Annotated in this window: 12 protein-coding genes; 7 read left to right on the top strand and 5 right to left on the bottom strand. The window is 74.2% G+C overall.

The features are described from left to right. Positions 1 to 58: 58 nt before the first annotated feature. Complete coding sequence (locus ACWEN6_RS04355) at positions 59 to 1,444, top strand: SDR family oxidoreductase (RefSeq protein ID WP_452568908.1); 1,386 nt, start codon at positions 59 to 61, stop codon at positions 1,442 to 1,444. Positions 1,445 to 1,492: 48 nt separating this feature from the next. On the opposite strand, the gene ACWEN6_RS04350 is transcribed toward ACWEN6_RS04355, so the two are convergent. Beyond that, positions 1,493 to 2,524 carry a glycosyltransferase family 2 protein gene (locus ACWEN6_RS04350; RefSeq protein WP_452569084.1) on the bottom strand — a complete coding sequence of 344 codons (1,032 nt, stop codon included), beginning with the start codon at positions 2,522 to 2,524 and terminating at the stop codon, positions 1,493 to 1,495. A 100-nt stretch (positions 2,525 to 2,624) separates the two neighbouring features. On the opposite strand from ACWEN6_RS04350, the gene ACWEN6_RS04345 reads away from it, so the two are divergent. The 3 genes from ACWEN6_RS04345 to ACWEN6_RS04335 all read left to right on the top strand — a co-directional run bounded on the left by ACWEN6_RS04345 (position 2,625) and on the right by ACWEN6_RS04335 (position 8,370). Continuing rightward, positions 2,625 to 4,118, top strand: coding sequence for an LCP family protein (locus ACWEN6_RS04345; RefSeq protein ID WP_452568907.1), 1,494 nt, complete (start codon positions 2,625 to 2,627; stop codon positions 4,116 to 4,118). A gap of 471 nt (positions 4,119 to 4,589) precedes the next feature. Beyond that, positions 4,590 to 6,047: a hypothetical protein gene (locus ACWEN6_RS04340; RefSeq protein ID WP_452568906.1), complete on the top strand. Its 1,458-nt coding sequence runs from the start codon at positions 4,590 to 4,592 to the stop codon at positions 6,045 to 6,047. A 142-nt stretch (positions 6,048 to 6,189) separates the two neighbouring features. Then, positions 6,190 to 8,370 (top strand): DEAD/DEAH box helicase, encoded by a 2,181-nt coding sequence (locus ACWEN6_RS04335; RefSeq protein ID WP_452568905.1) that lies wholly within the window; start codon positions 6,190 to 6,192, stop codon positions 8,368 to 8,370. Here the strand turns inward: ACWEN6_RS04335 and ACWEN6_RS04330 are convergent. The 3 genes from ACWEN6_RS04330 to ACWEN6_RS04320 form a co-directional block, all read right to left on the bottom strand. Then, a complete protein-coding gene (locus ACWEN6_RS04330) occupies positions 8,351 to 9,181 on the bottom strand; it encodes a phosphoribosylaminoimidazolesuccinocarboxamide synthase (protein WP_452568904.1) in 831 nt (276 codons plus the stop codon). The genes ACWEN6_RS04335 and ACWEN6_RS04330 overlap by 20 nt on opposite strands. 40 nt (positions 9,182 to 9,221) lie before the next feature. After that, complete coding sequence (locus tag ACWEN6_RS04325; protein ID WP_452568903.1) at positions 9,222 to 9,878, bottom strand: hypothetical protein; 657 nt, start codon at positions 9,876 to 9,878, stop codon at positions 9,222 to 9,224. Positions 9,879 to 10,072: 194 nt separating this feature from the next. Then, a complete protein-coding gene (locus ACWEN6_RS04320) occupies positions 10,073 to 10,228 on the bottom strand; it encodes a hypothetical protein (RefSeq protein WP_452568902.1) in 156 nt (51 codons plus the stop codon). A gap of 404 nt (positions 10,229 to 10,632) precedes the next feature. Between ACWEN6_RS04320 and ACWEN6_RS04315 the strand changes: the two genes are divergently transcribed. Then, positions 10,633 to 11,145 (top strand): hypothetical protein, encoded by a 513-nt coding sequence (locus ACWEN6_RS04315; protein WP_452568901.1) that lies wholly within the window; start codon positions 10,633 to 10,635, stop codon positions 11,143 to 11,145. A 27-nt stretch (positions 11,146 to 11,172) separates the two neighbouring features. Here the strand turns inward: ACWEN6_RS04315 and ACWEN6_RS04310 are convergent, their stop codons facing one another. After that, complete coding sequence (locus ACWEN6_RS04310; protein WP_452568900.1) at positions 11,173 to 11,628, bottom strand: MFS transporter; 456 nt, start codon at positions 11,626 to 11,628, stop codon at positions 11,173 to 11,175. A gap of 370 nt (positions 11,629 to 11,998) precedes the next feature. Between ACWEN6_RS04310 and ACWEN6_RS04305 the strand changes: the two genes are divergently transcribed. Beyond that, on the top strand, positions 11,999 to 18,583 hold the full coding sequence (locus ACWEN6_RS04305) for an amino acid adenylation domain-containing protein (RefSeq protein ID WP_452568899.1): 6,585 nt from the start codon (positions 11,999 to 12,001) through the stop codon (positions 18,581 to 18,583). Next, positions 18,580 to 24,420 carry an MFS transporter gene (locus tag ACWEN6_RS04300; RefSeq protein WP_452568898.1) on the top strand — a complete coding sequence of 1,947 codons (5,841 nt, stop codon included), beginning with the start codon at positions 18,580 to 18,582 and terminating at the stop codon, positions 24,418 to 24,420. The genes ACWEN6_RS04305 and ACWEN6_RS04300 overlap by 4 nt, the downstream gene beginning before the upstream one ends. Position 24,421: the final 1 nt, after the last annotated feature.

Genomic DNA, 24,421 nt, shown 5'->3' with positions numbered 1-24,421 from the left:
GGCGGTGGGTAGGGGTCAGTAGGGTCGGCGGAACAGGGATCGGAAGGGAAGTTCGACTTTGGCGGCACAGGAAGCTCGTCCGCGTACCGTCGGGGTGGTCCTCGCCGGCGGTGTCGGGCAGCGGGTCGGGCTCGGCATGCCCAAGCAACTCCTGCGGGTGGCCGGGCGGACGATCATCGAGCACACGCTCGCCGTCTTCGAGGCCGCGCCCGAGATCGACGAGATCGTCGTCCTGATGGCGCCCGGCCATGTCCCCGAAGTCGAGGAGATCGTCCGGCGCGGCGGCTTCGGCAAGGTGAGCAAGGTCGTGGAGGGTGGGGCGAGCCGCACCGAGTCCACCTGGCGGGCCCTGCGCGCGCTCGGCCCGCAGGAGTGCGACGTGCTCCTGCACGACGCGGTGCGCCCGCTGGTGGAGCCGCGCATCATCGCCGGCTGCGTCGAGGCGCTCAGGACCCACCGCGCGGTCACCGCCGCGATCCCGTCCTCGGACACGATGGTGGTCGCGGCCCCCGGCCCGCACGGGGAGGTCATCCAGGACGTCCCGGACCGTTCGCGGCTCCGGCGCGTCCAGACCCCGCAGGGCTTCCGGCTCTCGGTGATCAGGAGGGCGTACGAGCGCGCCCTGGCCGACCCGGAGTTCGCGAGCCGGCCCGCCACCGACGACTGCGGCGTGGTGCTCAGGTACCTCCCGGAGGTCCCCATCCGCATCGTGCCGGGCAGCGAGCACAACATGAAGGTCACCCACCGGGTGGACGTGCACATCGCCGAGAGGCTGTTCGAGCTCGCCGGGCGGGCGGCTCCGGCCGTCGCCGCGCCGCGCATCCGCCGCCGCGCCCTGGAGGGCGGCACGGTCGTGGTCTTCGACGGCGACGACGGTGACGGCGGGGTCGGGGCGCGGGTCGCGGAGCTGGCGGCCGGGTACGGCGCCGCCGTGCACCGCTTCTCGCGCGACCGGGACGGCGTCCGGGTGGAGGACCCCGCCTCGGTGTCCGACATCCTCGGCCGGGTCGCCAAGGAGAGCGGGCGCATCGACCACGTGGTCAACGTCTCGGGGGTGCCGCGCGCCGGGCGGCTGCGGGACCTCGCCGAGCCTGCGGTGGCGGAGGCCGTCCAGATCGGCCTGCTGGGTCCCGTCACCGTCGCCAGGGCGGCCTTCCCGCACCTGCGCGAGACCGGGGGGCAGGTGGTGCCGGCGGTCTTCCCGTCCGGCGTCCGGGGCGGTGCCGCCCGCGGCCTGCGCTCCACGGCCATGGCGGCCGCGGCCGAGCTGACCCGGGCGCTGGCACAGGAGTGGTCGGACTCCGGCGTGCGGGTCAACTGCGTGAGCCCCGAGCCGGCGGGGATGGGCGACGATCCGTCGCCGGACGCGGTCGCCGAGGTGACCCTCGACCTGCTCGTCTCGGGCCTGACCGGCCGGGTCGTCGACGTCCCCGGCACCCCCTGAGCGGGCCGGGTGCACGACATCCCGGCCGCTCCCTGAGGCGCCCCGGTCTTAGTGTGCCCTCGCCTCCTGTGGCGGCTTGCCGAGGCTGGGCGGGCTGGTGAGGAAGCCCCAGCCCCATGACAGGTGCATGGTGGCGTAGACCAGCGGCAGCCGGGCCAGCGCCGCGGAGGAGAGCCCCCGGCCGGTGGCCACCGAGCCGGCCACGATGGCCGCGACGTACGCGCCCGGCACCAGCAAAGTGGGCCAGTAGAAGGGCGAGACGAGCACCGCGAGCAGCATCGCCGCCACCGCGAACGGCGGGGCGAGGTAGCGCAAATTGATCGTGCCCTCGTGGGTGCGGGCCACGACCCGCCGCCAGCGCCCGTAGTGGAAGTACTGCTTGGCCAGGGCCTTCACACTGGGCCTCGGCCGGTAGGAGACGCGCATGCGGGGCTGGAACCACACCAGGCCGCCGGTCTCGCGGATGCGGTGGTTCATCTCCCAGTCTTGGGCGCGCTGGAAGTGCTCGTCGTAGCCGCCGACCCGCGCGAGCGCCTCGCGGCGGAAGACGCCGAGGTAGACGGTGTCGGCCGGACCCGCCTGCCCACCGGTGTGGAACCGCGCGTTGCCCACACCGATCTTGGACGTCATGGCGCGGGCCACGGCCTGCTCGAACGGCGTGACGCCCTCGGCGGCCATGATGCCGCCGACGTTGTCGGCGCCGGTGCTCTCGAGCGTCTCGACGGCCACCTGGAGGTAGTCGTCGGGGAGCATGGCGTGCCCGTCGACGCGGGCGATGATCCCGTTGCGGGACGCGCCGATGGCGGCGTTGAGCGCGTTCGGGGTGCGCCCGGTCGGGTTGGGCACGACCGTCACGCGGGGGTCCTCGGCCGCGAGAGCGTCGGCGACCTCCTGCGTGCGGTCATGGGACGGGCCGATGGCGAGGACGACCTCGATGGGACCGTCGTAACGTTGGGCGAGAACCTGCCGCACGGCCTCGCGCAGGTGCCGCTCTTCGTTGAGCACCGGCATGACGACCGAGATCGGCGGCCAGACTCGAGTGGTCTGGCCGGTTCGGGGCGAGTCGGGGAACTCCTTCATGGCGGCGCTCACGCTACTGTACGAGCGGGTGGGGACGGCAACCCATCGGGCGGCGCGAGCGTCCTCACCGGTGAGCGTTCGACGCGGAGGGGGCCACCAGGTGACCGACGACGACTCCGGCGTCCACGTCGGCGGCGACGCCTACGGCGGCGTCCGGCTGTCGCAGCGCCGCACGAAGCGGGCACGGGCCGGCGTGCGCGGCCTGATCGTCACCGGCGCCCTGTCGAGCATGGTGCTCCTCGGCTCGGGGGTGCTGTGGTTCCTGTCGACCTATGCCACCAGCCAGATCAAATCGGTGAACGCGGGCACGGCGGGCTCGGACGCGCGGGGCGCGATGAACATCCTGCTCGTCGGGGTCGACAAGCGCGACGACCTCACCCGCCGCCAGCAGAACCAGCTGCACCTCGGCAGGGAGGTCGGCCAGCGCACCGACACCATGATGGTGATCCACCTCTCGGAGGACCACTCGAAGGTCACCGTGGTGAGCCTCCCCCGCGACAGCTGGGTCGACATCCCCGGCAAGGGCTCCCATAAGATCAACTCGGCGTACTCGCTCGGCGGCGCGCCGCTCGCCGTCAAGACCGTCCGCCAGGCCACGGGGCTGACCATCAACCACTACGTCGAGGTCAACGTACTGGGGTTCATCAACGTCGTGGACGCCCTGGGCGGCGTCTCGGTGTGCACCCCGGTCGCCATCGACGACACCCACACGGGGTTCAAGCTGCAGCCCGGCACCTATCAGCTGGACGGGGTCAAGGCGCTGTTCTACGCGCGCACCCGCGCCACCGCCCGCTCCGACCTCGACCGCATCGACCGCCAGCAGCAGGTCATCTCCGCCCTGCTCCAGCGGGCGCTGAGCGGCGGCACGCTGGCCAACCCGGCGAGGCTCACCTCGCTGGTCTCCTCGACGCTGAAGCTCCTCACCGTCGACCAGCCCCTGGCCAAGGACCTTCTCGGGCTGGCCGACCAGCTCAAGGACGTCTCGACCGACGACGTGTCCTTCACGACGGTGCCGCTGGCGGATGTCGACTACAAGGCCCCCACGGGCGAGTCGGCGGTGCTGTGGGACAAGACGGCGGCCCGCGACCTGTTCGCCCGCATCAAGGCGGACGAACCCCTGGTCGCGCCCACCGCCTCCCCGAGCGCGAGCCCGTCGCCCTCGGCCTCTGTTTCGGCCTCCGCTTCGCCCTCTGCCGCCGCGCTCACCGTCCCGCCCGCGCGCATCGCGGTCCGGGTCGTCAACGGCACCGCCGTCACGGGTCTGGGCGCGCGCACCAAGAACGACCTGCTGAAGCAGGGGTTCCAGGTGCCCGCTCCTCCCGGGGACACCACGCCGCGCAACCACACCGGCACCCTGGTCCGCTACCCGGCCGGGCGGGAGGACTCCGCCCGCACCGTCGCCGCCGCGATCCCCGGCGCCGAGCTGCGCCAGGCGGACGTCCCGGGCATCGAGGTGGTCGTGGGCACCGAGTACTCCGGGACCAAGAAGGTCACCGTCAAGGAGCCGGTGGCGACGGTCACTCCGTCGGCCACGGCCACGGCCACGGCGACGCCGGTGGCGAAGACCGCGACCGAGAACATCTGCAAGAAGTGACGCCCGCCACCTACGGCGATGTCGCCCCTCGGATCGGTAAATCGCCTCACATCTCGCTATTTACGTTTCTTCACTAAGATTTCCCGCCATAACCGCATTTTGGGTTGACGGGGGGAGCAACGATCCATGTATGACCCGACGGGTGCGGGACCCGGCCAGCCTCCGAACACGCCCCCACCCGGGCCGCCGCCCTACGGCTCCCCGCCGGCCCGGCCCCCGCACGGCCCTCCACCTGCCCGTCCCCCGCACGACACCCCACCCGGTCAACCCCCGTACGGCTCACCGCCCGGTCAACCCCCGTACGACGCCCCGCCCGGGCACCCCCCGTACGACGCCCCGCCCGGGCACCCCCCCTACGGCTCCCCGCCCGGGCAGCCCCCGCAAGGCCGGCCTCCGTACGGCGCCCCGCCCGGCCGGCCTCCCTTCGGCTCCGCGCCCGGCCTGCCCCCGCACGGACGTCCCCCGCAGGGCATGCCTCCGTTTCCGCCTGGTCAGCCCCCGCACGGGTTCCAGCACGGGCAGCCCCCGTTCACGCCCGGACAGCCCTCGCACGGGGCCCAGCACGGGCAGCCCCCGTTCACCTCCGATCAGCCTCCGTCGCCGCCGTCCGGGGGGCAGGGGCGCAAGGTGCTGATCGGCGGCGCGATCGCGCTGGCCGTCCTGGCCGGGGCCGCCGGGGCGGGACTGGTCGCGCTGTCCGCCGCCGCCCCCGGCCGGGAACCGAAGGCCGGGCCGTCCGGCTCGGCCACGCCGTCCGCTCCGGACACCGCCGGCCGCCTCACGCAGGCGGTCGCGGCCCTGGAGCGGCTCCCGGGCATCCGCTACAAGGGCACGCTGGCCGGATCCTCCGCCACCGTGGGCCTGAACGTCATGGTGCTGCGGCACGGCACCGCGTACGGCACGCTCGACCTGGAGGACGCCAAGGTGAGCGTGCTGTCGGTGGACGGCTCCTCCTCCGGCAACACCTTCCTCAAGGGCGGGCGGGACTACTGGAGCGCCGCGCGCGGCGTCGCCGCGTCCGTGGCCGGGAGCTACGTCGGCAAGTGGGTCAAGGTCTCCCCGGGCAAGGGGCCGGTCACCGCCTTCGACGGCCTGACGCCCGCCCGGCTGGCGCGGATGATCGTCCCTCCGGGAAGCAGACCGGAGCCGGAGCCCGGCGCCGAGGACCGGGTGAACGGCGTCGCGGTGGAGAAGCTGCGCCTGCCGTTCGGCCACGTCTACCTGACGACGGCGCCGCCGTACCGCGTCGTCCGCATCGAGATGCCCGGAACGCCCGAGCGCGAGCCGGACACCGACGGAGGCACGGGCACCGACGGAGGCACCGGCACCGACGGAGGCACCGGCAGCGACGGGGGCGCGGACGGTGACGAGGGCACCGGCACCGAGACCGCCGGCCCCGACCTGACGCACGCCGTCTTCTCCCGGCCCCCCACCCCCGTCACGGCGGCTCCGGCCCGGGCGCGGCGCGCCCAGGGGCACCTGGACCTGACGGAGATGACCGCCGAGGACGTGGGCACCTCGCTCGCGGCGCTGAAAGTCCGGGTACGCGGGCTGCGCTCGTCGATCGACTCGCGGGTCAGCGTCGCGGTGAAGGGCACCGGCGGCCTGTCGCCCTGCGACTCCTCGGCCTGCACCGCGCACGCGCGGCTGACCAACCGCCTGGCCGGCCAGGACCCCGGCCACGGCGAGGACGCGAAGGTGGCCGTGGACGTCACCATCGGCTTCCGCCTGGACGGTTCGCCGGTCGGCTCGTGCACGCGCCGGCTGGTCATGCGGCCGAACAGCACCGGGCAGGTGTCGTGCCGCATCACCTACCATGCCCGCAGCGACCGGAGCCACTACATGGACGCGCGCATCACCGCGCTGCCGCGCACCGTGACCGCGGGCGGCGTCCGGGACATGCTGGAGGCCCTGAGCAAGGAAGGGTGAACCCGCGTTGACACCGGCCTGAGCGGCACGCCACGGTGATGGCCGTCGTGCGGCCACCACGGGAGGACGAGGCTTGGACAGCGTCGGGCACAGGGCAACGGAGACCAGGCCGTCCATGCCTGCGCCGGCCACACCCCAGGAGGTGAGGGACCTCCTCGCCGACGCCGAGCGCCTGCTCGCCGCCGCGCGGGCGCTGAGCGCCGACGAGGCCGCGGCGCGGGCCGAGGTCCAGCGGGCGCTGTCGTCGCTGCGCGCCCGCTCGGCGCGGTCCGACCTGGCCGCGATCCCGGTGGCGCGGCTCAAGGACGTCACGCAGGGCCGGCTGCGGCTCGGCACGCTCGAACAGGCCGGGTACACGACGGTGCTGGACGTCCTGGACGCCACCCCGTACGCGTTGCAGCTGCTCCCCGGAATCGGCGCGCGCACCGCGGCGCAGGTGCACGCCGCCGCCGCGCAGATCGCCAGGGCGGCCGAGGAGACGGTGGCCGTGCGCGTCGACGTGGACCGGCGCGACGACGCCGAGACCACGGCGCTGCTGGTCGCTCTGCACCGGCTGGTCGCCGCCGGTCCCGACCTGCCTCGGGCGGTCCGCGCGGCCAGGGCGGTCCAGGACGGGCTGGCCGCGCCCCTGCCGGCGGCGCGGCCCGCGCGCGGCCGGCTGCGGATGCTGGTCGCGGGCCGGGACGGCCGCCGGCAGGCGCGGGAGGCGGTCGCCGAGGTGGCCCGCCTGCTCTCCGAGGCCGACGCGTCCGGGGCGCGGTTGCTGCTCGCCCAGGCCTCGGTGGACCTGCTGCGCCCCCAGGCGTCCGACATCGAGGCGTGGGCCGACTTCGAGCTGCGCCCGCCGGAGTACTACAACCTGCTGGCCGAGATCGCCGCCCTGGAGCCCGACCGCGTGGCCGCCGAGGGCTTCCTGCCCGACGCCGTCTCGGCGCGCGTGCGGGCCCAGGAGCTGGACGACGCCCACCGCAGGGTGTCCCTGCGCGGCTACCAGGCGTTCGGCGCGCGCTTCGCCCTCGCCCAGCGCAGGGTGATCCTGGGGGACGAGATGGGACTGGGCAAGACGGTCCAGGCCATCGCGGCCATCGCCCACCTCAGTGCGCGCGGGGACCGGCACTTCCTGGTCGCCTGCCCTGCCAGCGTCCTGATCAACTGGACGCGCGAGGTCGAGTCGCGCAGCACGCTGAAGGCCTACCGCCTGCACGGCCCCGACCGGGGCGCGGCCGTCGCCGAGTGGGCCCGCACCGGCGGCGTCGCCGTGACCACCATCGACTCACTGCACCGGTTGCCGGTCCCCGCGGAGGTCGGCGTGGGCATGCTGGTGGTGGACGAGGCGCACTACGTCAAGAACCCGGCGGCGCGCCGCTCGCAGGCGGTGGCCGAGTGGTGCGCCCGCACCGACCGCGTGCTGTTCTTGACCGGGACGCCGATGGAGAACCGCCTGGAGGAGTTCCGCAGTCTGGTCGGCCACCTGCGGCCCGACATGGTGCCCGCCGTGCGGGGCGGTGACGCGGCGGCGGGCCCGCAGTCCTTCCGCAGGGCGGTGGCGCCCATCTACCTGCGCCGCAACCAGGAAGACGTCCTCACCGAGCTGCCCGACCTGGTCATGGTGGACGAGTGGGAGGAGTTCAGCCCGGCCGACCTGGCCGCCTACCGGGCCGCCGTGGCCGAGGGGAACTTCATGGCGATGCGCCGCGCGGCCTACGCCGTTCCGGAGTCCTCGGCCAAGCTCCAGCGGCTGCTGGAGCTGGTGGAGGAGGCCGCGGGCAACGGGCTGAAGGTGGTGGTGTTCTCCTACTTCCGCGACGTCGTGGCCGCCGTCCACCGGGCGCTGGACGGCCGCGCGCACGGGCCGATCACCGGCGACCTGCCGGCCGCCGCCCGGCAGCGGGCCGTCGACGCGTTCAGCGCCGCGCGCGGGCACGCCGTGCTGCTCGGTCAGATCCAGGCCGGCGGCCTCGGGCTGAACCTGCAGGCGGCCTCCGTCGTCATCATCTGCGAGCCGCAGGTCAAGCCCACGATGGAGAGCCAGGCGGTCGGCCGGGCGCACCGCATGGGCCAGACCCGCAAGGTGCAGGCGCACCGCCTGCTGACCGCCGACAGCGTCGACCAGCGGATGCTGGACATCCTCCGCGACAAGACGAAGATCTTCGACGCCTACGCCCGGCGCAGCGACCTGGCCGAGTCCACGCCCGACGCGGTCGACATCTCGGAGCAGACGCTGGCGCGGCGGATCGTGGAGGAGGAACAGCAGCGGCTCGCCCTGCCCTCCGAGGCTTCTCCCCCGGAGGAGCCGGGCCGGGTCACCAGGTCGTGCCGGTGATGCGCTCGTAGGCCTCGATGTAGCGGGCGCGGGTGAGCTCGACGATCTCGCCGGGCAGCTCGGGGGCGGGCTCCTTCTTGTCCCACCCGGTGCCGGTGGCCCAGTCGCGGACGAGCTGCTTGTCGAAGGCGTACTGCGGGCGGCCGGGCTCCCACCGGTCGGCCGGCCAGAAGCGCGAGGAGTCGGAGGTGAGCACCTCGTCGGCCAGCACGAGCGTGCCGTCGGCGGCCCTGCCGAACTCCAGCTTGGTGTCGGCGATGACGACGCCCCGCGCGGAGGCGAGCTCGGCGCCGCGCCGGTAGATGGCAAGGGTGAGTCGGCGCAGCTCCTCCGCGGCCTCGGCGCCTTCCTGGGCGACCACGTCGTCGAAGGTGATGAACTCGTCGTGCGCGCCGAGCTGCGCCTTGGTGGTGGGAGTGAAGACCGGCTCGGGCAGCTTGGACCCCTCAAGGAGCCCCGGCGGCAGCGCCACGCCGGACACCGAGCCCCGCGCGCGGTACTCCTGCAGGCCCAGCCCGGCCAGGTAGCCGCGCGCGATGCACTCGACCTGCACCATGTCGAGCCTGCGGCAGCGCACCGCGCGGCCGGCGAACTTCTCGGGCACGTCGGTCGCCGAGATGACGTGGTTGGGCACGATGTCGGCGAGCTGCTCGAACCACCACAGCGAGAGCCGCGTGAGGATCTTGCCCTTGTCGGGGATGAGAGTCGGCAGGATCGCGTCGTACACCGAGACCCGGTCGGAGGCGACGAGGATGATGTCCCCGCGGTCCTCGTAGACGTCGCGGACCTTCCCTGAGTGGAGAAGCTTCACCCTGCCCCCTGCTGCGGTCTCACCTGCGGACGGCTCAAGGCTACCGCCGGGCCGTCCGCTCCCTGCGCCGCAGGGTCGCGCGCCGCAGCAGGACGCCCATCAGTGCCGCCAGCGCGGCCGCGGCGCCCCCGGCGCCGTACCACAGGGCCGTCGAGGACCCCGGACGGCCGCCGGCCGCCGGTGCGGGCAGCCGGTCGGAGTCGGCGGCGCAGACGATCGGCCGCCTGCTCCCCTTGGTGGTGGCGCAGGCGACCGCGGCGAGCCGCTGGGTGCCCGAGGGCAGCGCGCCGACCTGGACGGTGGCGCTGTACCGGCCGGTCCCGCCGGCCGGCACCTTCCCGCTCCAGGTGACGCGGCCGCCGGTCACCTTGCCCTTGGGAGCCGAGGAGACGAGCCGGACGCCGGGAATCAGGGTCTGGGTGAGCAGCAGGGGCGGAGTGTCGGCGTTCCCGGTGTTGGTCACCTTGATCGTGTACGTCACGCGGTCGCCCGGCGCCACGCCGGCGAGCCCGTTGTCGATGCCGATGCGCAGCGCGTAGTCCTTCTTCGGCTTGGCGGGGTGCGGGGTCGCGGCGTGAGCCGCCGCGGTCCCCGGCGGCAGCAGGGCGAGCGCGACGGCCACGCCGATGCGGGCGGCCGTCCGGCCTCGGACGGCGGAGGCGGCGGTTTCCCGTCCGTGGACGGCCGGAGGTTCCATCGACCACTACCCTTCGATCGCGAAAGCCGCTTCGGCGCCGGTTTCCCGGATGCGGGCGGCGACTCGCACGATAACGGCGCCCGGCCCGAATTCGGCGTCCGCGCCGCGCGGGCGGCAAGCAGTCTTTAACGAAGTGCGCCCCGGGTCGCCGTCGCGCGGGCGGCGCCCGGCGGGCGGGCGGCGCCCGGCGGGCGTCACAAAGTGGTCGCGACGTAATCCAGGATTCCGCTGTAGGTGTCGGGCCGGACGAACGGCACGATGATGCGGTGGTTGGTGGTGATGGCATCCTCCGCCGGGCGGACGCGCCGTTCTTGACGGCGACCACTACCTCCGGCGACGAACTCGGTCATCCATTACGACTCAAATCGAATATATGCCGTTTACCGGATGCGGCGCCATCGACATAGTCACGTGATATCCCGGGAAAATCGGGAAAAGCAAGATAGGGCGTACATGGTGCATCTGTAGCCAATGAACGAATTTATGGTGATAATCGGGGGAAATCATGGGTGGTCGGCTCGCGTCAACCGCGATCGGGTTCGAGATGGCGGTCATGTTCGTCCTGTCCGCGCCCATGGCGGCGTCCGCGACGGCTCCATCCCCGTCTCCGGCCGCACCTCCGGCTCTACCTCTGGCCGCACCTCCGGCCCCGTCTCCGGCTGCGTCTCCGGCCGCGTCGGACGGTGACGGCCGGAGCGGGCCGGACCAGGAGAGCCCCGGCAGGGCGGAGTACGACCTGGGCTCGGTCGAGGTGATGGTGCGCGTGCTGCCGCCCAGCGGCGCGCCGACTCTCCGGCCCACCGCGCCCGAGCCCGGCGGGGGCGGGGCGCCCACCGGCGAACCCGAGAACACCGGCGCCGGGACACCGACGGCCGGTGAGTCCGACGACCGCGAGACGTACGGGTACGACCCGGCCTGGGACACCTGGGGCATGGACGTCGCGACGATCGACGGGTCCGATCCGACCTCGATCGAGATCGGCGAGAACGGCGGCGCCGGGCATCGGTCGAGGCGCGCCGAAGAATCGGCGGCGACACACGGGCGAGCTCGAGGCGGCGTTCCTGCCCCCGCTCCTGCTCCGGCACCCGCCCCCGCGCCCGCCCCGCTGCCCGCGCCCGCACGATCCGGCGGCCTGCCCTTCACCGGTGCCGACACCCGGGTCCTGGGCATCGCGGCGGCGGGCGGCGTGGCTGCCGTGATCGCCGGAGCCGCCGTCCTCCGGCTCTCCTCCCGGCGGAGAAGGACGGCGCGCCCGGGCCGCGACTGAGCCTCCCGCCGGCGGGTCGTCAGGCCGTCATCGAGCGGAGGCCTCGCTGAGCGCCTCCCGCCGCTCCGGCCCGTGCGCGGTAACGAGGCGGCGGGCGGAGGGCACGATCAGGGCCACCGCGATCTGCCAGGGCCGGTCGTGGAAGGCGGCCAGCGCCGCGCTGGCGACCAGGCAGAAGACCGAGCCCCACACGAGCTGGGCCTTGACCCCGAGGAACGGCGCGATGGGGCCGCTGAGGTAGCCGGCGATGAGGACGGCGATGTTGGGGGCCAGCGCGGCGACCGCGTCTCCGGCCGCGATGGCGCCGAGCGCGACGAGCAGCGTGCGCTCCTTGCCGATCATGTCGCCGATGCGGCCGAGGAGCGGGGTGGCGATCGAGGCCGACAGCAGCCAGGCGATCAGCCCCCAGGTGACGGTGCTCTGCGTGGTGCGCAGGTCGTGCTGGATGGTGGGGAGCACCGGGCTGACCGGGGACTGCAGCACCGGTCTCGCCTGACGGCGGACGTCCTATAGCGGCGGCCTACCGACCGGACCCTGCAGAGCCTTACCGTTACCCCCGGGCGGGTCAGCGGTCGCACCGAAGGTGGCCGTCCGACAGCGTGAAGTAGTCCGAAAAGTTTCGGTTCACAACTTTCGATTTTTCTCTGTTTCTTCCCCGCCTGTGTGCCTATTCTGCCGATACCAGGAGTTCTGGCGATCCCTAAAACCGGATGAACTGGTACTTCTATGCCCATCTGCGGGGTGCGGTGGGCCGAAATAGCGGTGCTGGGGGAAAAATGTTTCGGAGCGACGCGGCGGGTGGTGGCCTGCGGGCACCCCGGCGACTCACGCGTATGGACCGGAGAGAACGCACATGACCCACCGAGAGCAGAGAAGTCCGGCTTCGCCCGCCCAGCAGGGCATCTGGATCGGCGCGCGGCGGGGCGCCGGTACGGCGTACCACATGCCGCTCGCCCTGTGGTTCGACGGCGACCTCGACGTGTCCGCGCTGCTGTCGGCGTGCGCCGGCGTGGTGGCCCGCCATCCTGTGCTCGCCACCACCGTCGTGCAGGACGGTGACGGGCTCCACCTGGCCGAGGCCGCGGAGCCGCCGGTCACCGTGGTCGAACTGCCCGATCCCTCCCCTGCGGCCCTCGACCGGCTCATCGCCGAGGAGACCGCCCGCGCCTTCGACCTGGAGAAGGGCCCGCCGGCCAGGTTCGTCCTGGCCCCTGCGGGCCCACGACGGCACCTGCTGCTGTTCGTCGCCCACCACCTGGTCTTCGACGGCATGTCCAAGGACATCCTGGTCCGCGACCTGGCCCGGTACTACGCCGAGGCGACCGCGCCCCGGCAGCCGTTGTCCTTCGCCGACGCGGCCCGCGACGAGCAGGACCGGATCTCGGCCGCGCTGCCCGCGGCCCGCGCGTTCTGGTCGGAACGCTGGAGCGAGCCCGCCGACCTCGCGCTGCCCGGGCAGCGGCGCACGGCGAGCCGCTACGGCCCCGGTGAGCAGATCGGCGGGGGCGCCGACGACGAGTTACGCCGCCGCGCCGCCGAGGTGGCGCGGACGGCCGGCGCGACGGTCTTCGAGACGCTCGTCGCCGCTGTGCAGGCGCTGCTGTTCAGGTACGGCGCCGACAACCCGGCCGTCATGATCGACGTCACGACGCGCGGGCCCGCGGCCCGCGACCTCATCGGGCCGTTCGTCAACGAACTGCCCGTCACCGCACGCCCGGAGCCCGGGCAGAGCTTCGACGCGTTCGTCCGGGAGGTCCGTGCCGGGCTGCGCGAGCTGTACGCGCACCGGGAGGTGCCGCTCACCCGGGCGCTCGGCCAGGCGTCGCGCGCCGCCGTGGCGCCGGTGTCGATCAGCTACCGCAGGCGGGAAGCCGAGCCGGAGTTCCCCGGTCTCGCGGTGTCGGCCGACTGGACGATGTTCGGCGGGGGCGTGCGCAACGCCCTGCACCTGCAGTTCGTGGACGGCCCCGACGGTCTCGCCACCTGCCTGAGGTTCGACCCCACAGCGCTGGACCGCGGTGCCGTCGAACGGTTCCGCGACGGCCTGCGCGCGCTGCTCGGCCACGCCGCCGCCGACCCCGAGGTCCGCCTCGCCGATCTTGAGGTCGTCTCCCCGGCCGAGCGGTCGCGGCTGGTCACCGAGTGGAACGCCACTGCGGCGGACTACGGCGCGGATACGCTGCACGACCTGTTCGCCGAGCAGGTACGGGCTCGCCCCGGCGCGGTGGCGGTGACCTTCGGCGACCGCTCGCTGACCTTCGCCGGGCTGGAGGCGGCGGCCGGCCGGATCGCGCGGCGCCTGCGGCGGGCCGGAGTGCGCCGCGGCGACCTCGTCGCGGTGTGCCTGCCGCGCTCGGACACGCTGCCGGCCGCACTGCTCGCCGTGCACAAGGCGGGCGCCGCGTACCTGCCGCTGGACCCCGACCATCCGGCGGAACGGCTCGCCATGATCGTGGAGGACGCCCGGCCGCGGCTGGTGCTGTCGGACACCGCCGTGCCCTGCGCCCTGCCGGGGCCGGTCCTTCTCGTCGACGACGAGGAACAGGACGCGGACCCGGCCGGAGAGGACGAGCTGACTCCGCCCTCACCGGGAGAACTCGCCTACGTCATCTACACCTCGGGATCGACCGGCCGCCCGAAGGGCGTCGAGGTCGAGCACGGCAACCTGGCGAACCTGCTGCTCTCGATGCGCGACCGGCTCGGCTCGGGGCCCGGCGACCGCTGGCTCGCGCTCACCTCGCCCGCGTTCGACATCAGCGCCCTGGAGCTCTACCTGCCGCTGGTCACCGGAGGCACGGTCGTCGTCGCCGCCCCCGGCGCCGTGCGCCGCCCGGAGGCGCTGGCCCGCCTGGTCGCCGAGCAGGGCGTCACGTACGTGCAGGCCACCCCGTCGGTGTGGCGGCTGCTGCTGCCCGGTGGCATCTCGGGGGCGACCGCGCTCACCGGCGGGGAGGCGCTGCCACCCCGGCTCGCGGGAGAACTGCGGGCCCGGTTCGGTCGCGTCTTCAACGTGTACGGCCCGACCGAGACCACCATCTGGAGCACCCTCGGCGAGCCGGGCGGGCCGGATGAGGTCGTCACGATCGGAGGGCCGATCGCCAACACCCAGGTGTACCTGCTGGACGAGACGCTGCGCCCGGTGCCCACGGGCGTGGCCGGTGAACTGTGCATCGGCGGCGCCGGAGTGGCGCGCGGCTACCGGGGCCGACCGGGCCGCACGGCGGAGCGGTTCGTCCCCGACCCCTTCGGACCACCGGGGTCGCGGCTGTACCGGACCGGCGACCTCGCCCGCCACCGGCCGGACGGCGAGATCGAGTTCCTCGGCCGCCAGGACGGCCAGGTCAAGCTGCTCGGCCACCGCATAGAGCTCGGCGAGATCGAGGCCCGCCTGCTCGACCACCCGCAGGTCGCCGAGGCCGCCGTTCTGCTCACGGGCACGGACGCGCGCGCGGACATAGGCACGGACGTAGGCACGAGTGCGGGCACGGACGTAGGCACGGGCTTGGGCTCGGGTGCCGGCACGCACGCCGGCGAGGCACGGCTGGTCGCGTACGTCGTGCCGGCGGCGGGCACGTCCCCCGAACCCGGGGCGCTGACCACCCACCTGGGCCGGACGCTGCCCCGGCCGATGCTGCCCACCGCGTACGTCATGCTGGACGCCCTGCCGCTGAACCCGGTCGGCAAGCTCGACCGCGCGGCCCTGCCCGAACCGGCGGCGGCCTCCGACGGCGGCCACCGTGGCACCCCGAGCGAGGACGGGGTCGCAGGGCTGGGCGAGGACGGGGACGCCGGGCTGGTCGAGGAGATCCGGCAGATCTGGCGGGAGGTGCTGGAGCTCGACGACATCGGCGACGAGGACGACCTGTTCGACCTCGGCGGGCACTCCATCACCATCACCCAGATCACCGCGCGGATCAGGGAACGCCTCGGGGTCGAGATGTCGCTCGACGCCTTCTTCGACGACCCCACCGTCATCGGGGTCGCCGAGGAGATCGCGAGCCTGCGCGAGGAGGCCGGGGGCCCGCAAGAGGAGGCGCCCGAGCCCGCAGGAGTGCGGCCCCGCCCGGCCGGAGTCCAGCCGCCGATGTCGCCGGCGCAACAGCGGCTGTGGTTCCTGCAGCGCTTCGATCCCGAGGATGCCTCGTACAACATGTATCTGGTGCTGCGGCTGCGTGGCGCGCTCGACGCCGGCGCGCTCGACGCCGCCCTGGACGCGGTGGTGGCACGGCACGAGAGCCTGCGGACCTCCTTCTCCGACGGCGGCGCCGACGGCGAGCCGGTGACGGTCGTCCACCCGCCCGGCCCGGTCCCGGTCGAACGGCTCGACCTCACCTCGTTCGCCGACGCCGAGGACCGCGCCCGGAGCCTGGTCGCCGCGCGCACCAACGCGCCCTTCGACCTGGCCGGGTCGCCGCCGCTGCGGGTCAGCCTGCTGGCCCTGGGCCCGGACGACCACGTGCTCTGCTTCGTGCTGCACCACATCATCACCGACGGGTGGTCCCTCGGGATCATGCTCGACGACCTGTTCGCGCTCTACCAGGCCGGGGCGGAGGGGCGCGAGCCGAGGCTGGCCGCGCTCCCGGTCCAGTACGGCGACATCGCCCTGTGGCAGCGGGAACAGGAGTCGGGACCGGCCGCCGACGAGGCGCTGGAGTACTGGCGGCGCAAGCTCGCCGCGCCGCCGGCGCTCGAACTGCCCACCGATCTGCCCCGGGGACGGCGGCCCGAGGGGGCCTTCCACCCGTTCCCGATCCCCGAGCAGGTCGTCGCCCGGCTGGAACGGCTGGCGCAGGAGCACGGCGCGTCCCTGTTCATGGTGCTGGCCGCCGCCTACCAGGTGCTGCTGGCCCGGCACAGTGGACAGGACGACATCCTGGTCGGCACGCCCTGGGCGGTTCGCGACCGGGTGGAGTTCGAACCGGTCGTCGGCTACCTCACCGACACCCTGGTGCTGCGCGGCGATCTCGCCGAGGACCCGGCCTTCGCCGATCTGCTCGACGCCACCCGCCGCACGGTGCTGGAGGCGCACGCGCACCGCACGGTGCCGTTCGAGCGGCTGGTCGGAGAGCTCGGCGTGCCGCGGGACGTCCACCACAACCCGCTCCTGTCCACCATGATCATCCTGCACAGCCAGGCCGGTGACGGCGCCCCGCCCGAGCGCGTCGGCGACCTGCGGGTGGAGCTGTTCGACGGCGGGTACCGGCAGGCCAAGTTCGACCTGGCCCTGGAGACCTGGCGCCAGGGCGAGGGCCTGCTGGCCGTGCTCGGCTACGACGCCACCCTGTTCCAGGCGGCGACCGTCGAAGCTCTCGCCGAGCGGTTCGCCACCCTCCTGCGCGGCATCGCCGACGCCCCCGCCACCCCGATCTCCCGCCTGCCGATGCTGACCCCCACCGACGAGACCCTCCTCGCCGCGAGCCGCACGGGCGGAGACGATCTACCCGACGCCCCCACGGCCCAGGACTCCCCGGAGGCCGCCGTGGAGACGGTCCCGGCGCTGTTCGCGCGGATGGCCGCCGCGACGCCCGACGCCACGGCGCTGCTCTGCGGAGACCAGCAGGTGGGCTACGGCGAACTCGACGCGCGGACGGCGCGGCTGGCCGCGGCCCTGCGGCGGCGCGGGGTGGTCCCGGGCGCGGTCGTCGGCGTCTGCCTCGGCCGCTCGGTCGAGGCGCTGGTCGCGCTGCTCGCCGTCTGGCGGGCCGGGGCCGCCTACCTGCCGCTCGATCCGGAGTACCCGGACGAGCGCCTGGCGTTCCTGGTCGGCGACAGCGGCGCCCGCCTGGTCGTCACCGCCGAAGCGCTCGCCCACCGCCTGCCACCGGGCACTCCCCTGCTCACCGCCCCGTCCGAGCCGGACACCGGCGGGGACACGCGGCGGACGACCCGGCTCGGCGACGACACACGACCGGCCGCCGAACCGGGCGACCTCACGCGGCCGACGGCCGAGCCCGGTGACCCCACGCGGTCGGTCGCCGAGCCTGGTGACGACACGTGGCGGGCCGTCGAGCCGGTTGACCCCACGCGGTCGGTCGCCGAATCTGGTGACGACACGTGGCGGGCCGTCGAGCCGGGGGACCCGGCGTACGTGATCTACACTTCGGGATCGACCGGCCGTCCCAAGGGCGTGCTGGTCGAGCACGGCGCCCTGGCCGGACGCGTGCGCTGGATGCGGGAGGCCTACGGCCTCGCTCCCGGCGACCGGGTCGTCCAGTTCGCCTCGCTCAGCTTCGACGCCCACGCCGAGGAGCTGTACCCGGCGCTGACGGCGGGGGCGTCGGTACTACTGCTGCCCGACGGCGCCGCCACCCTGCCGGACGTGCTGCGCACCCCCGCCGGCCAGGACGTCACCGTGCTGGACCTGCCGACGGCCTACTGGCACCGGCTCACCGAGGCGCTCGACGACCTGACCTGGCCGGAACGGCTGCGCCTGGTGATCATCGGTGGTGAGCAGGCGCACGCCGCCGCCGTCGCCCGCTGGCGGGACCGCTTCGGCGACCGGGTCCGCCTGGTCAACACCTATGGGCCGACGGAGGCGACCGTCATCGCCACGGCCGCCGCGCTCGGCGCCGCCGACGCCGGCCGGCGTCCGTCCATCGGGCGGCCCATCGCCGGCGCGACCGCGCACGTCCTCGGCCCGCACGGCGAGCCGGTGCCGCCGGGCGTCCCCGGCGAGCTGTACCTGGGCGGGGCCGGGCTGGCGCGCGGGTACCTCGGCCGTCCGGCGCTGACCGCGGACCGGTTCGTCCCCGATCCGTACGGCCCGCCGGGTTCCCGGCTGTACCGGACCGGCGACCGGGCGCGGTGGCGGCCCGACGGGACCCTTGAGTTCCTGGGCCGCTTCGACGGCCAGGCCAAGGTGCGCGGCTTCCGGGTGGAGCCGGGAGAGGTCGAGGCGGCCCTGCTGGCCGACCCGCTGGTGCGCCAGGCCGCGGTGGTCGCCGACGGCGACCGGCTGGTGGCGTACGTGACCGGTACCGCCGACCCGGACGATCTGCGACGACTGCTGTCGGCCACCCTGCCGCCGCACCTGGTGCCCACGGCGTGGGTGGCGATGGACGCGCTGCCGCTCACTGTCACCGGCAAGGTGGACCTGGCGGCGCTGCCGGCGCCCGCGCCGGCGCCCGCCATCGCGTTCGTGGCCCCCCGTACCGACGCGGAGGTCCTGGTCGCCGGAGTGTGGGCGGAGGTGCTCGGCCTGGAGGTCGTCGGCGCGTTCGACGACTTCTTCGCCCTGGGCGGCCACTCGCTGCTGGTGATCAGGGTGGCGGCCCTGCTGCGCGACGCCGTCGACCTCGAGGTGCCGATCCGCACGGTGTTCGACCGGCCGACCGTCGCCGGGCTGGCGGAGGCGGTGGAGAACCTGCTGGTCGAGCAGCTCTCCGGCCTGTCGGAAGCCGAAGCCGCCCGCCTGCTGGACACGGAGGTCCTCCATTGAGCGGCACGCGCACCGGCGCCGGCGAACGGCCGGCCACCGAGGACGAGCCCACAGGCCACGACGGCCTGCCGACGGGCGGCGAACCGCCCGGCGACCGAGGCGGGCCATCGGCGAACGAGGACGAATCGCCCGCCGGCGGGAACGCGCCGACAGTCGGCCAAGAAGTGCCGACCGGTGGCCGGGACGGGCTGTCGGCGACCAAGCGGGAGTTGCTGGCGCGGCGGTTGCGCAAAGGGGCGGCGGCGGCGCCGCGGCGGACCATCCCGGCGCGTCCCGCCGGGGAGCCGCCCGTGCTGTCGCACGCCCAGGAGCGGCTGTGGTTCCTGGAGCAGTTCGCGCCCGGCACCACCCAGCTCACCATCCCGCTCAGGCTCCGGCTGCGCGGCCCGCTGGACCCGGATCGGCTGGCCGCCGCGCTCGCCGGCGTCGCGGCCGGGCACGACGTGCTGCGCACGCGCTACCCGGCGACCTGGGACGGCCGCCCGGAGGCGGTGACCGACGACGCCGCCACCCTGCCGCTGACCGTGCGCGACGCTCCCGGCGAGGCCGCCGCAAAGGCGCTGGCCGAGGAGTTCCTCGCGGTGCCGTTCGACCTGGCCACCGGTCCGGTGGCGCGGGCGCTGCTGGTCAGGCTGGCCGAGGACGACCACGTGCTGGTGATCGGCGTGCACCACATCGCCGCCGACGGCTGGTCGGCCGAACTGCTGGTGGGCGAGGTCTTCGCCCGGTACGAAGGCACGGTCCCCGCGGCGCCCGAGGTGGGGTACGGCGACTACGCGACCTGGCAGCGGAGCCTGGAACCGCCGCGGCGCGAGCTCGCGTTCTGGCGGGAGCGGCTGGCCGGGCTGGAACCGCTCGACCTGCCGACCGACCTTCCCCGTCCGCCCGAGCGCACCTACGCCGGCGCCGCGCACGCCTTCCCGCTCGGCGCCGAGCTGACCGGGGCGCTGGCCCGGCTGGGCCGCGAGCACCGGGCCACGCCGTACATGACCGTGCTCGCCGCGCTCGGCGCGCTGCTCGGCCGGTACGCGGGCGCCACCGACGTGGCCGTCGGCTCCCCGGTCGCCGGACGCCGGCTGCCGGAGCTGGACGGGGTGATCGGCTGCTTCGTCAACATGCTGACGATGCGGGTGGACCTGTCGGGCGACCCGAGCTTCGGCGAGCTGCTCGACCGGGTGCGGGACATGTCCGTGGACGCCTTCGCCCACCAGGACCTGCCGTTCGAGCAGCTCGTCGCCGAACTCGACCTGCCCCGCGACGTGTCTCGTTCGCCGCTGTTCGGGGTCATCTTCGCCATGCAGAACTACCGCACCGGGGCGGTGCGGCCGCCCGGCGGGCTGAGCGTGGCCGACTTCCCGGTGGACGCCTGGGCGACCCGCTACGACCTGGAGCTCTACCTCGCCGACGACTCCGAGGGGGGCCTGTCGGGGCTGCTGGTCTACAACACCGACCTGTTCGAGGCGGCCACGGTCGAGCGCCTGGCCGAACACCTGCGGACCCTGCTGGAGCGGGTGGCCGCCCGGCCCGAGCTCCCCCTGTCGCGCGTCGACCTGCTCACCGAGGACGAGCGGCGCCTGGTCGTCGACGGCTGGAACGACACCGCCACGGAGTACCCCGGCGAGGCGACCCTGCACGGGCCGATCGCGGCACGGGCGGCGAGCACGCCGGACGCGGTCGCGGTCCGGTTCGAGGGGCGTTCGCTGTCGTACCGAGAACTGGACGCGGCCGCCACCCGCGTCGCGCACACGCTGCGCGGCCTCGGGGTGGGCGTGGGCTCGGTGGTCGCCGTCTGCGCCGAGCGGTCGCTGGAACTGCTTCCCGCTCTGCTCGGCGTGCTCAAGGCGGGCGCGGCCTACCTGCCGGTCGATCCCGACTACCCGGCGGACCGGGTGTCGTTCATGCTGACGGACGCCGCTCCCGCCGTACTGCTCACCCAGCGGCGGATCCGGCCCACGCTCCCGGCCACGACGGCGCGCGTCCTCGACCTGGACGACGTCCTGGACCCGGACGCCTGGACCGGCGCCTCCGGGCCGCTGCCGGAGGCGCGTCCCGGCGACGTCGCCTACGTCATCTACACCTCCGGCTCCACGGGACGGCCCAAGGGCGTGCCCAACACCCATGGCGGCATCGCCAACCGCCTCGACTGGATGCAGGAACGCTTCGGTCTCGACGCCGGCGACGTCGTCGCCCAGAAGACCCCACTGAGCTTCGACGTGTCGGTGTGGGAGCTGTTCTGGCCGCTGCGCCAGGGCGCGCGCATGGTGCTCGCCACCCCCGGCGGCCACAAGGACCCGGCGTACCTGCGCAAGCTGATCGTCACCGAGGGGGTGACCACCGCCCACTTCGTGCCCTCGATGCTGGCGGTGTTCCTCGGCGAGGCGGGCGACGCAGGCGCGGCCGGCGCGGCCGACATGGCCGACATGGCGCGCGCGGCGAGCATGGCCGGCGCGAAGAGCATGGCGGGCGCGACGGGCATGGCCGGCATGGCGGGCATGAGCGGCGCGGCGGGCTGCGGGTCGCTGCGCCGGGTGATCTGCTCGGGCGAGGAGCTCCCGGCCGACCTGGCCCGCCGCTGCGTCGCCGCGCTGCCCTCGGCCGAGCTGCACAACCTGTACGGGCCGACCGAGGCGGCCGTCGACGTGTCCGCCTGGCACTGCCGGCCCGCGGCCCTGGCCGGGCAGGCCAGAGTGCCGATCGGCACTCCCATCGCCAACACCGCCCTGTACGTCCTCGGCGAGTCCATGGACCCGGCGCCGATCGGGGTGCCCGGCGAGCTCTACATCGGCGGCGCCGGTCTCGCCCGGGGCTACCTGAACCGGCCCGCGCTCACCGCCGACCGCTTCGTCCCCGACCCGTTCGGGCCCCCGGGGTCGCGGCTCTACCGCACCGGCGACCTGGTCCGGCGCCGGCCCGACGGGGCGCTTGAGTTCCTCGGCCGCCTGGACACCCAGGTCAAGCTGCGCGGCCTGCGCATCGAGCTCGGCGAGATCGAGGCGGCGTTGCGGGCGCTGCCCGACGTGCGGGACGCCGCCGTGATCGTCCGCGAGGACCGCCTGGTGGCCTACCTGGTGCCGGACGGCGCCGACGTCTCCGCCGTCCGGGCGGAGCTGAAGAAGACGCTGCCCGACTACATGGTGCCCAGCGGCTACGTCGGCCTCGCGGCCCTTCCGCTCAGCCCCAACGGCAAGCTGGACCGCGGAGCACTGCCCGCGCCGGTCGCCGGGCGCGACGCCGCGGTCGAGTTCGCCCCGCCCGTCACGCCCACCGAGCTGGCGATCGCCGAGGTCTGGTCCGAGCTGCTCGGCGTGGAGACCGTCGGGCTCGACGACGACTTCTTCGACCTCGGCGGGCACTCCCTGCTCGCCATCCAGGTCGTGGCCCGGCTGCGCGGCCGCGTCGACGGCCAGGTCGGCGTGATGGACGTCTTCAAGCACCCCACCGTCCGCGAGCTGGCGGCGCTCGCCGACGTCCCCGCCGACCGGCGCGGGCCCCGCGAGCTCCTGCACCGGCTGAGCGCCGCCGGCAGCACCACGCCGGTGGTCAGCTACGTGTGCGTGCCGTACGGGGGCGGCAGCGCGGTGGTGTACCAGCCCCTCGCCGACGCCCTGCCCGACGGGCACGCGCTGTGGTCGGTGGCGATCCCCGGCCACGACGTGGGGGTGGATGAGGGCACGCTGCCGTTCGACGACCTCGCCGAGGCGTGCGTCCGCGAGATCCTGGACAAGGTCGAGGGCCCGGTCATCCTGTACGGGCACTGCGGTGTCGGCTCGGCCCTCACCGTCGAGCTCGCCCGGCGGCTGGAGGCGGCGGGACGCGACCTCGTCGCGGTCTACATCGGCGGCATCTTCCCCTTCGCCCGGCCGCGCGGGGCGCTGCTGTCGCGCATCTCACGGCTGGCCGAGGCGGAGCGGCTGCGCGGCGACCAGCGGTACGTCAACTGGCTGATCTCGATGGGCCTGGAGATGGGCGACATCGACCCGGCGCAGGCCCGGCGGATCGTCCGCAACATGCGCCGGGACTCGCGCGAGGCCGAGGACTACTACTCCCGCCTGCTGGAGGGCGGCGCCGACCGGCTGCGCGCCCCGGTGATCAGCGTCGTGGGGACCGAGGACCCGGCGACGGACTACTACCAGGAACGCTTCCGGGAGTGGCACTTCCTGACCCCGGCCACGGCCGTCGTCGTCCTCGCCGAGGCCGGCCACTTCTTCCTCAAGTACCGCGCCGAGGAACTGGCCGAGATCGTCACCACCACCCATCAGACCCTCACCACCCCCGGACCGGACGTCACCGCCCCGGATCCGGCCGAACCCGGCGTCACCGCACCCCACCACCGCGCCCCCGCCGAACCCGGACCGGGAGACGGCACCACCTCCCACCAGGCCCTGGCCGAACCCCAACCTGGGGACAGGCGCGCGCGGGAGCCCGAGGCCACCTGGTGGCTGCACGACACCTCCCGCTCGGACACGCCGGTGACCTCCGGCGGCGTGCGGCCCAGCATCCCGCGTTTCCTGGCCGTCGCGCTCAGCCAGCTGACCTCCGTCGTCGGGTCGGCGCTGACCGAGTTCGCGGTCCCCCTGTGGGTCTACACCACGACCGGGTCGGTGGCGATGTTCGCCCTGATGGCCGTCGTCGGCCTGGTGCCGGGGCTGCTCACCGCGCCCATCGCGGGGGCGATCGTCGACCGGGCCAGCCGGCGCCGGGTGATGCTGGCCGGCGACGTGGCCGCCTTCTCCATCCAGCTCGCGTTCGGCGTCCTGCTGTGGACCGGCCACCTGTCCGTGGGACTGATCTATCCGCTGCTGGGCTGCCTGTCGGTCGCCCTCACCTTCCAGCGCATCGCCTACATGTCGGCGGTGCCGCAGCTCGTGCCCAAGCACTACCTCGGGCACGCCGTCGGGATCATGCAACTGGGCAACGGCACGGCGCAGCTCCTGGTGCCGATCTTCGCGGTGGGCCTGCTCGCCGGGATCGGGCTCGGCGGCATCCTGGTCCTGGACGTCGCCAGTTACGCGGTCGCGATCGTCACGCTGCTGGCCGTCCGCTTCCCCGCCACGATGCCCTGGCGGCGCCGCGAGTCGATCAAGGCGGAGATCCTGGGCGGGCTGCGCTACTCCCTCGGGCACCGCGGGTTCGTGGCGATGCTGCTGTTCTTCGTGGTGCTGAACGTGTTCCTCTCTCCGCTCCTGCTGATGTTCTCGCCGCTCGTGCTGTCCTTCGCCGGCCTCGCCGACGTCGGGCGCATCGCGTTCCTGGCCGGGGTGGGGACGTTCGCCGGGGCGCTCATCATGATCGTCTGGGGCGGCCCGCGCCGCATGCGGCTGCGCGGGGTGCTGCTGTGCACGCTGGTCCTCGGCTGCTTCTGCCTGGTCACCGGCCTGCGCGCCGATCTGACCGTGATCGCGGTCGGGGTGTGCGGCATGACGCTCTGGATCACTCTGCTCAACGGCATCTACACGACCATCGTGCAGGTCAAGGTGCCGCAGCGGTTCCACGGCCGGGTGTTCGCCATGAACACGCTCATCGCGTGGTCCACCCTGCCCATCGGCTTCGGGCTGGTCGCCCCGTACGCCGCGGCGGTGCTCGACCCGCTGCTCGCCCGCGGCGGCGCGCTGGCCCCCACCGTCGGGGCGCTCCTCGGCACCGGCCCCGGCCGCGGCATCGGGCTCATGTACGTCCTGTTCGGTGCCGTCATCGTGCTGATCGTGCTGGTCGCGACCCGCGTCCCCGCACTGGCGCGCTTCGACCAGGAGGTCCCCGACGCCGTGGCCGACGACCTGGTCGGCGTCCAGGCGCTGCGAGGCTCCACCCCTACCCGTACCGAAACGACGGAGGCGTGAC

The sequence above is a fragment of the Sphaerisporangium sp. NPDC004334 genome, from assembly GCF_053602655.1.
Note: the sequence above shows the minus strand (reverse complement) of the source record. Positions and strands in the feature narration are given on the sequence as shown.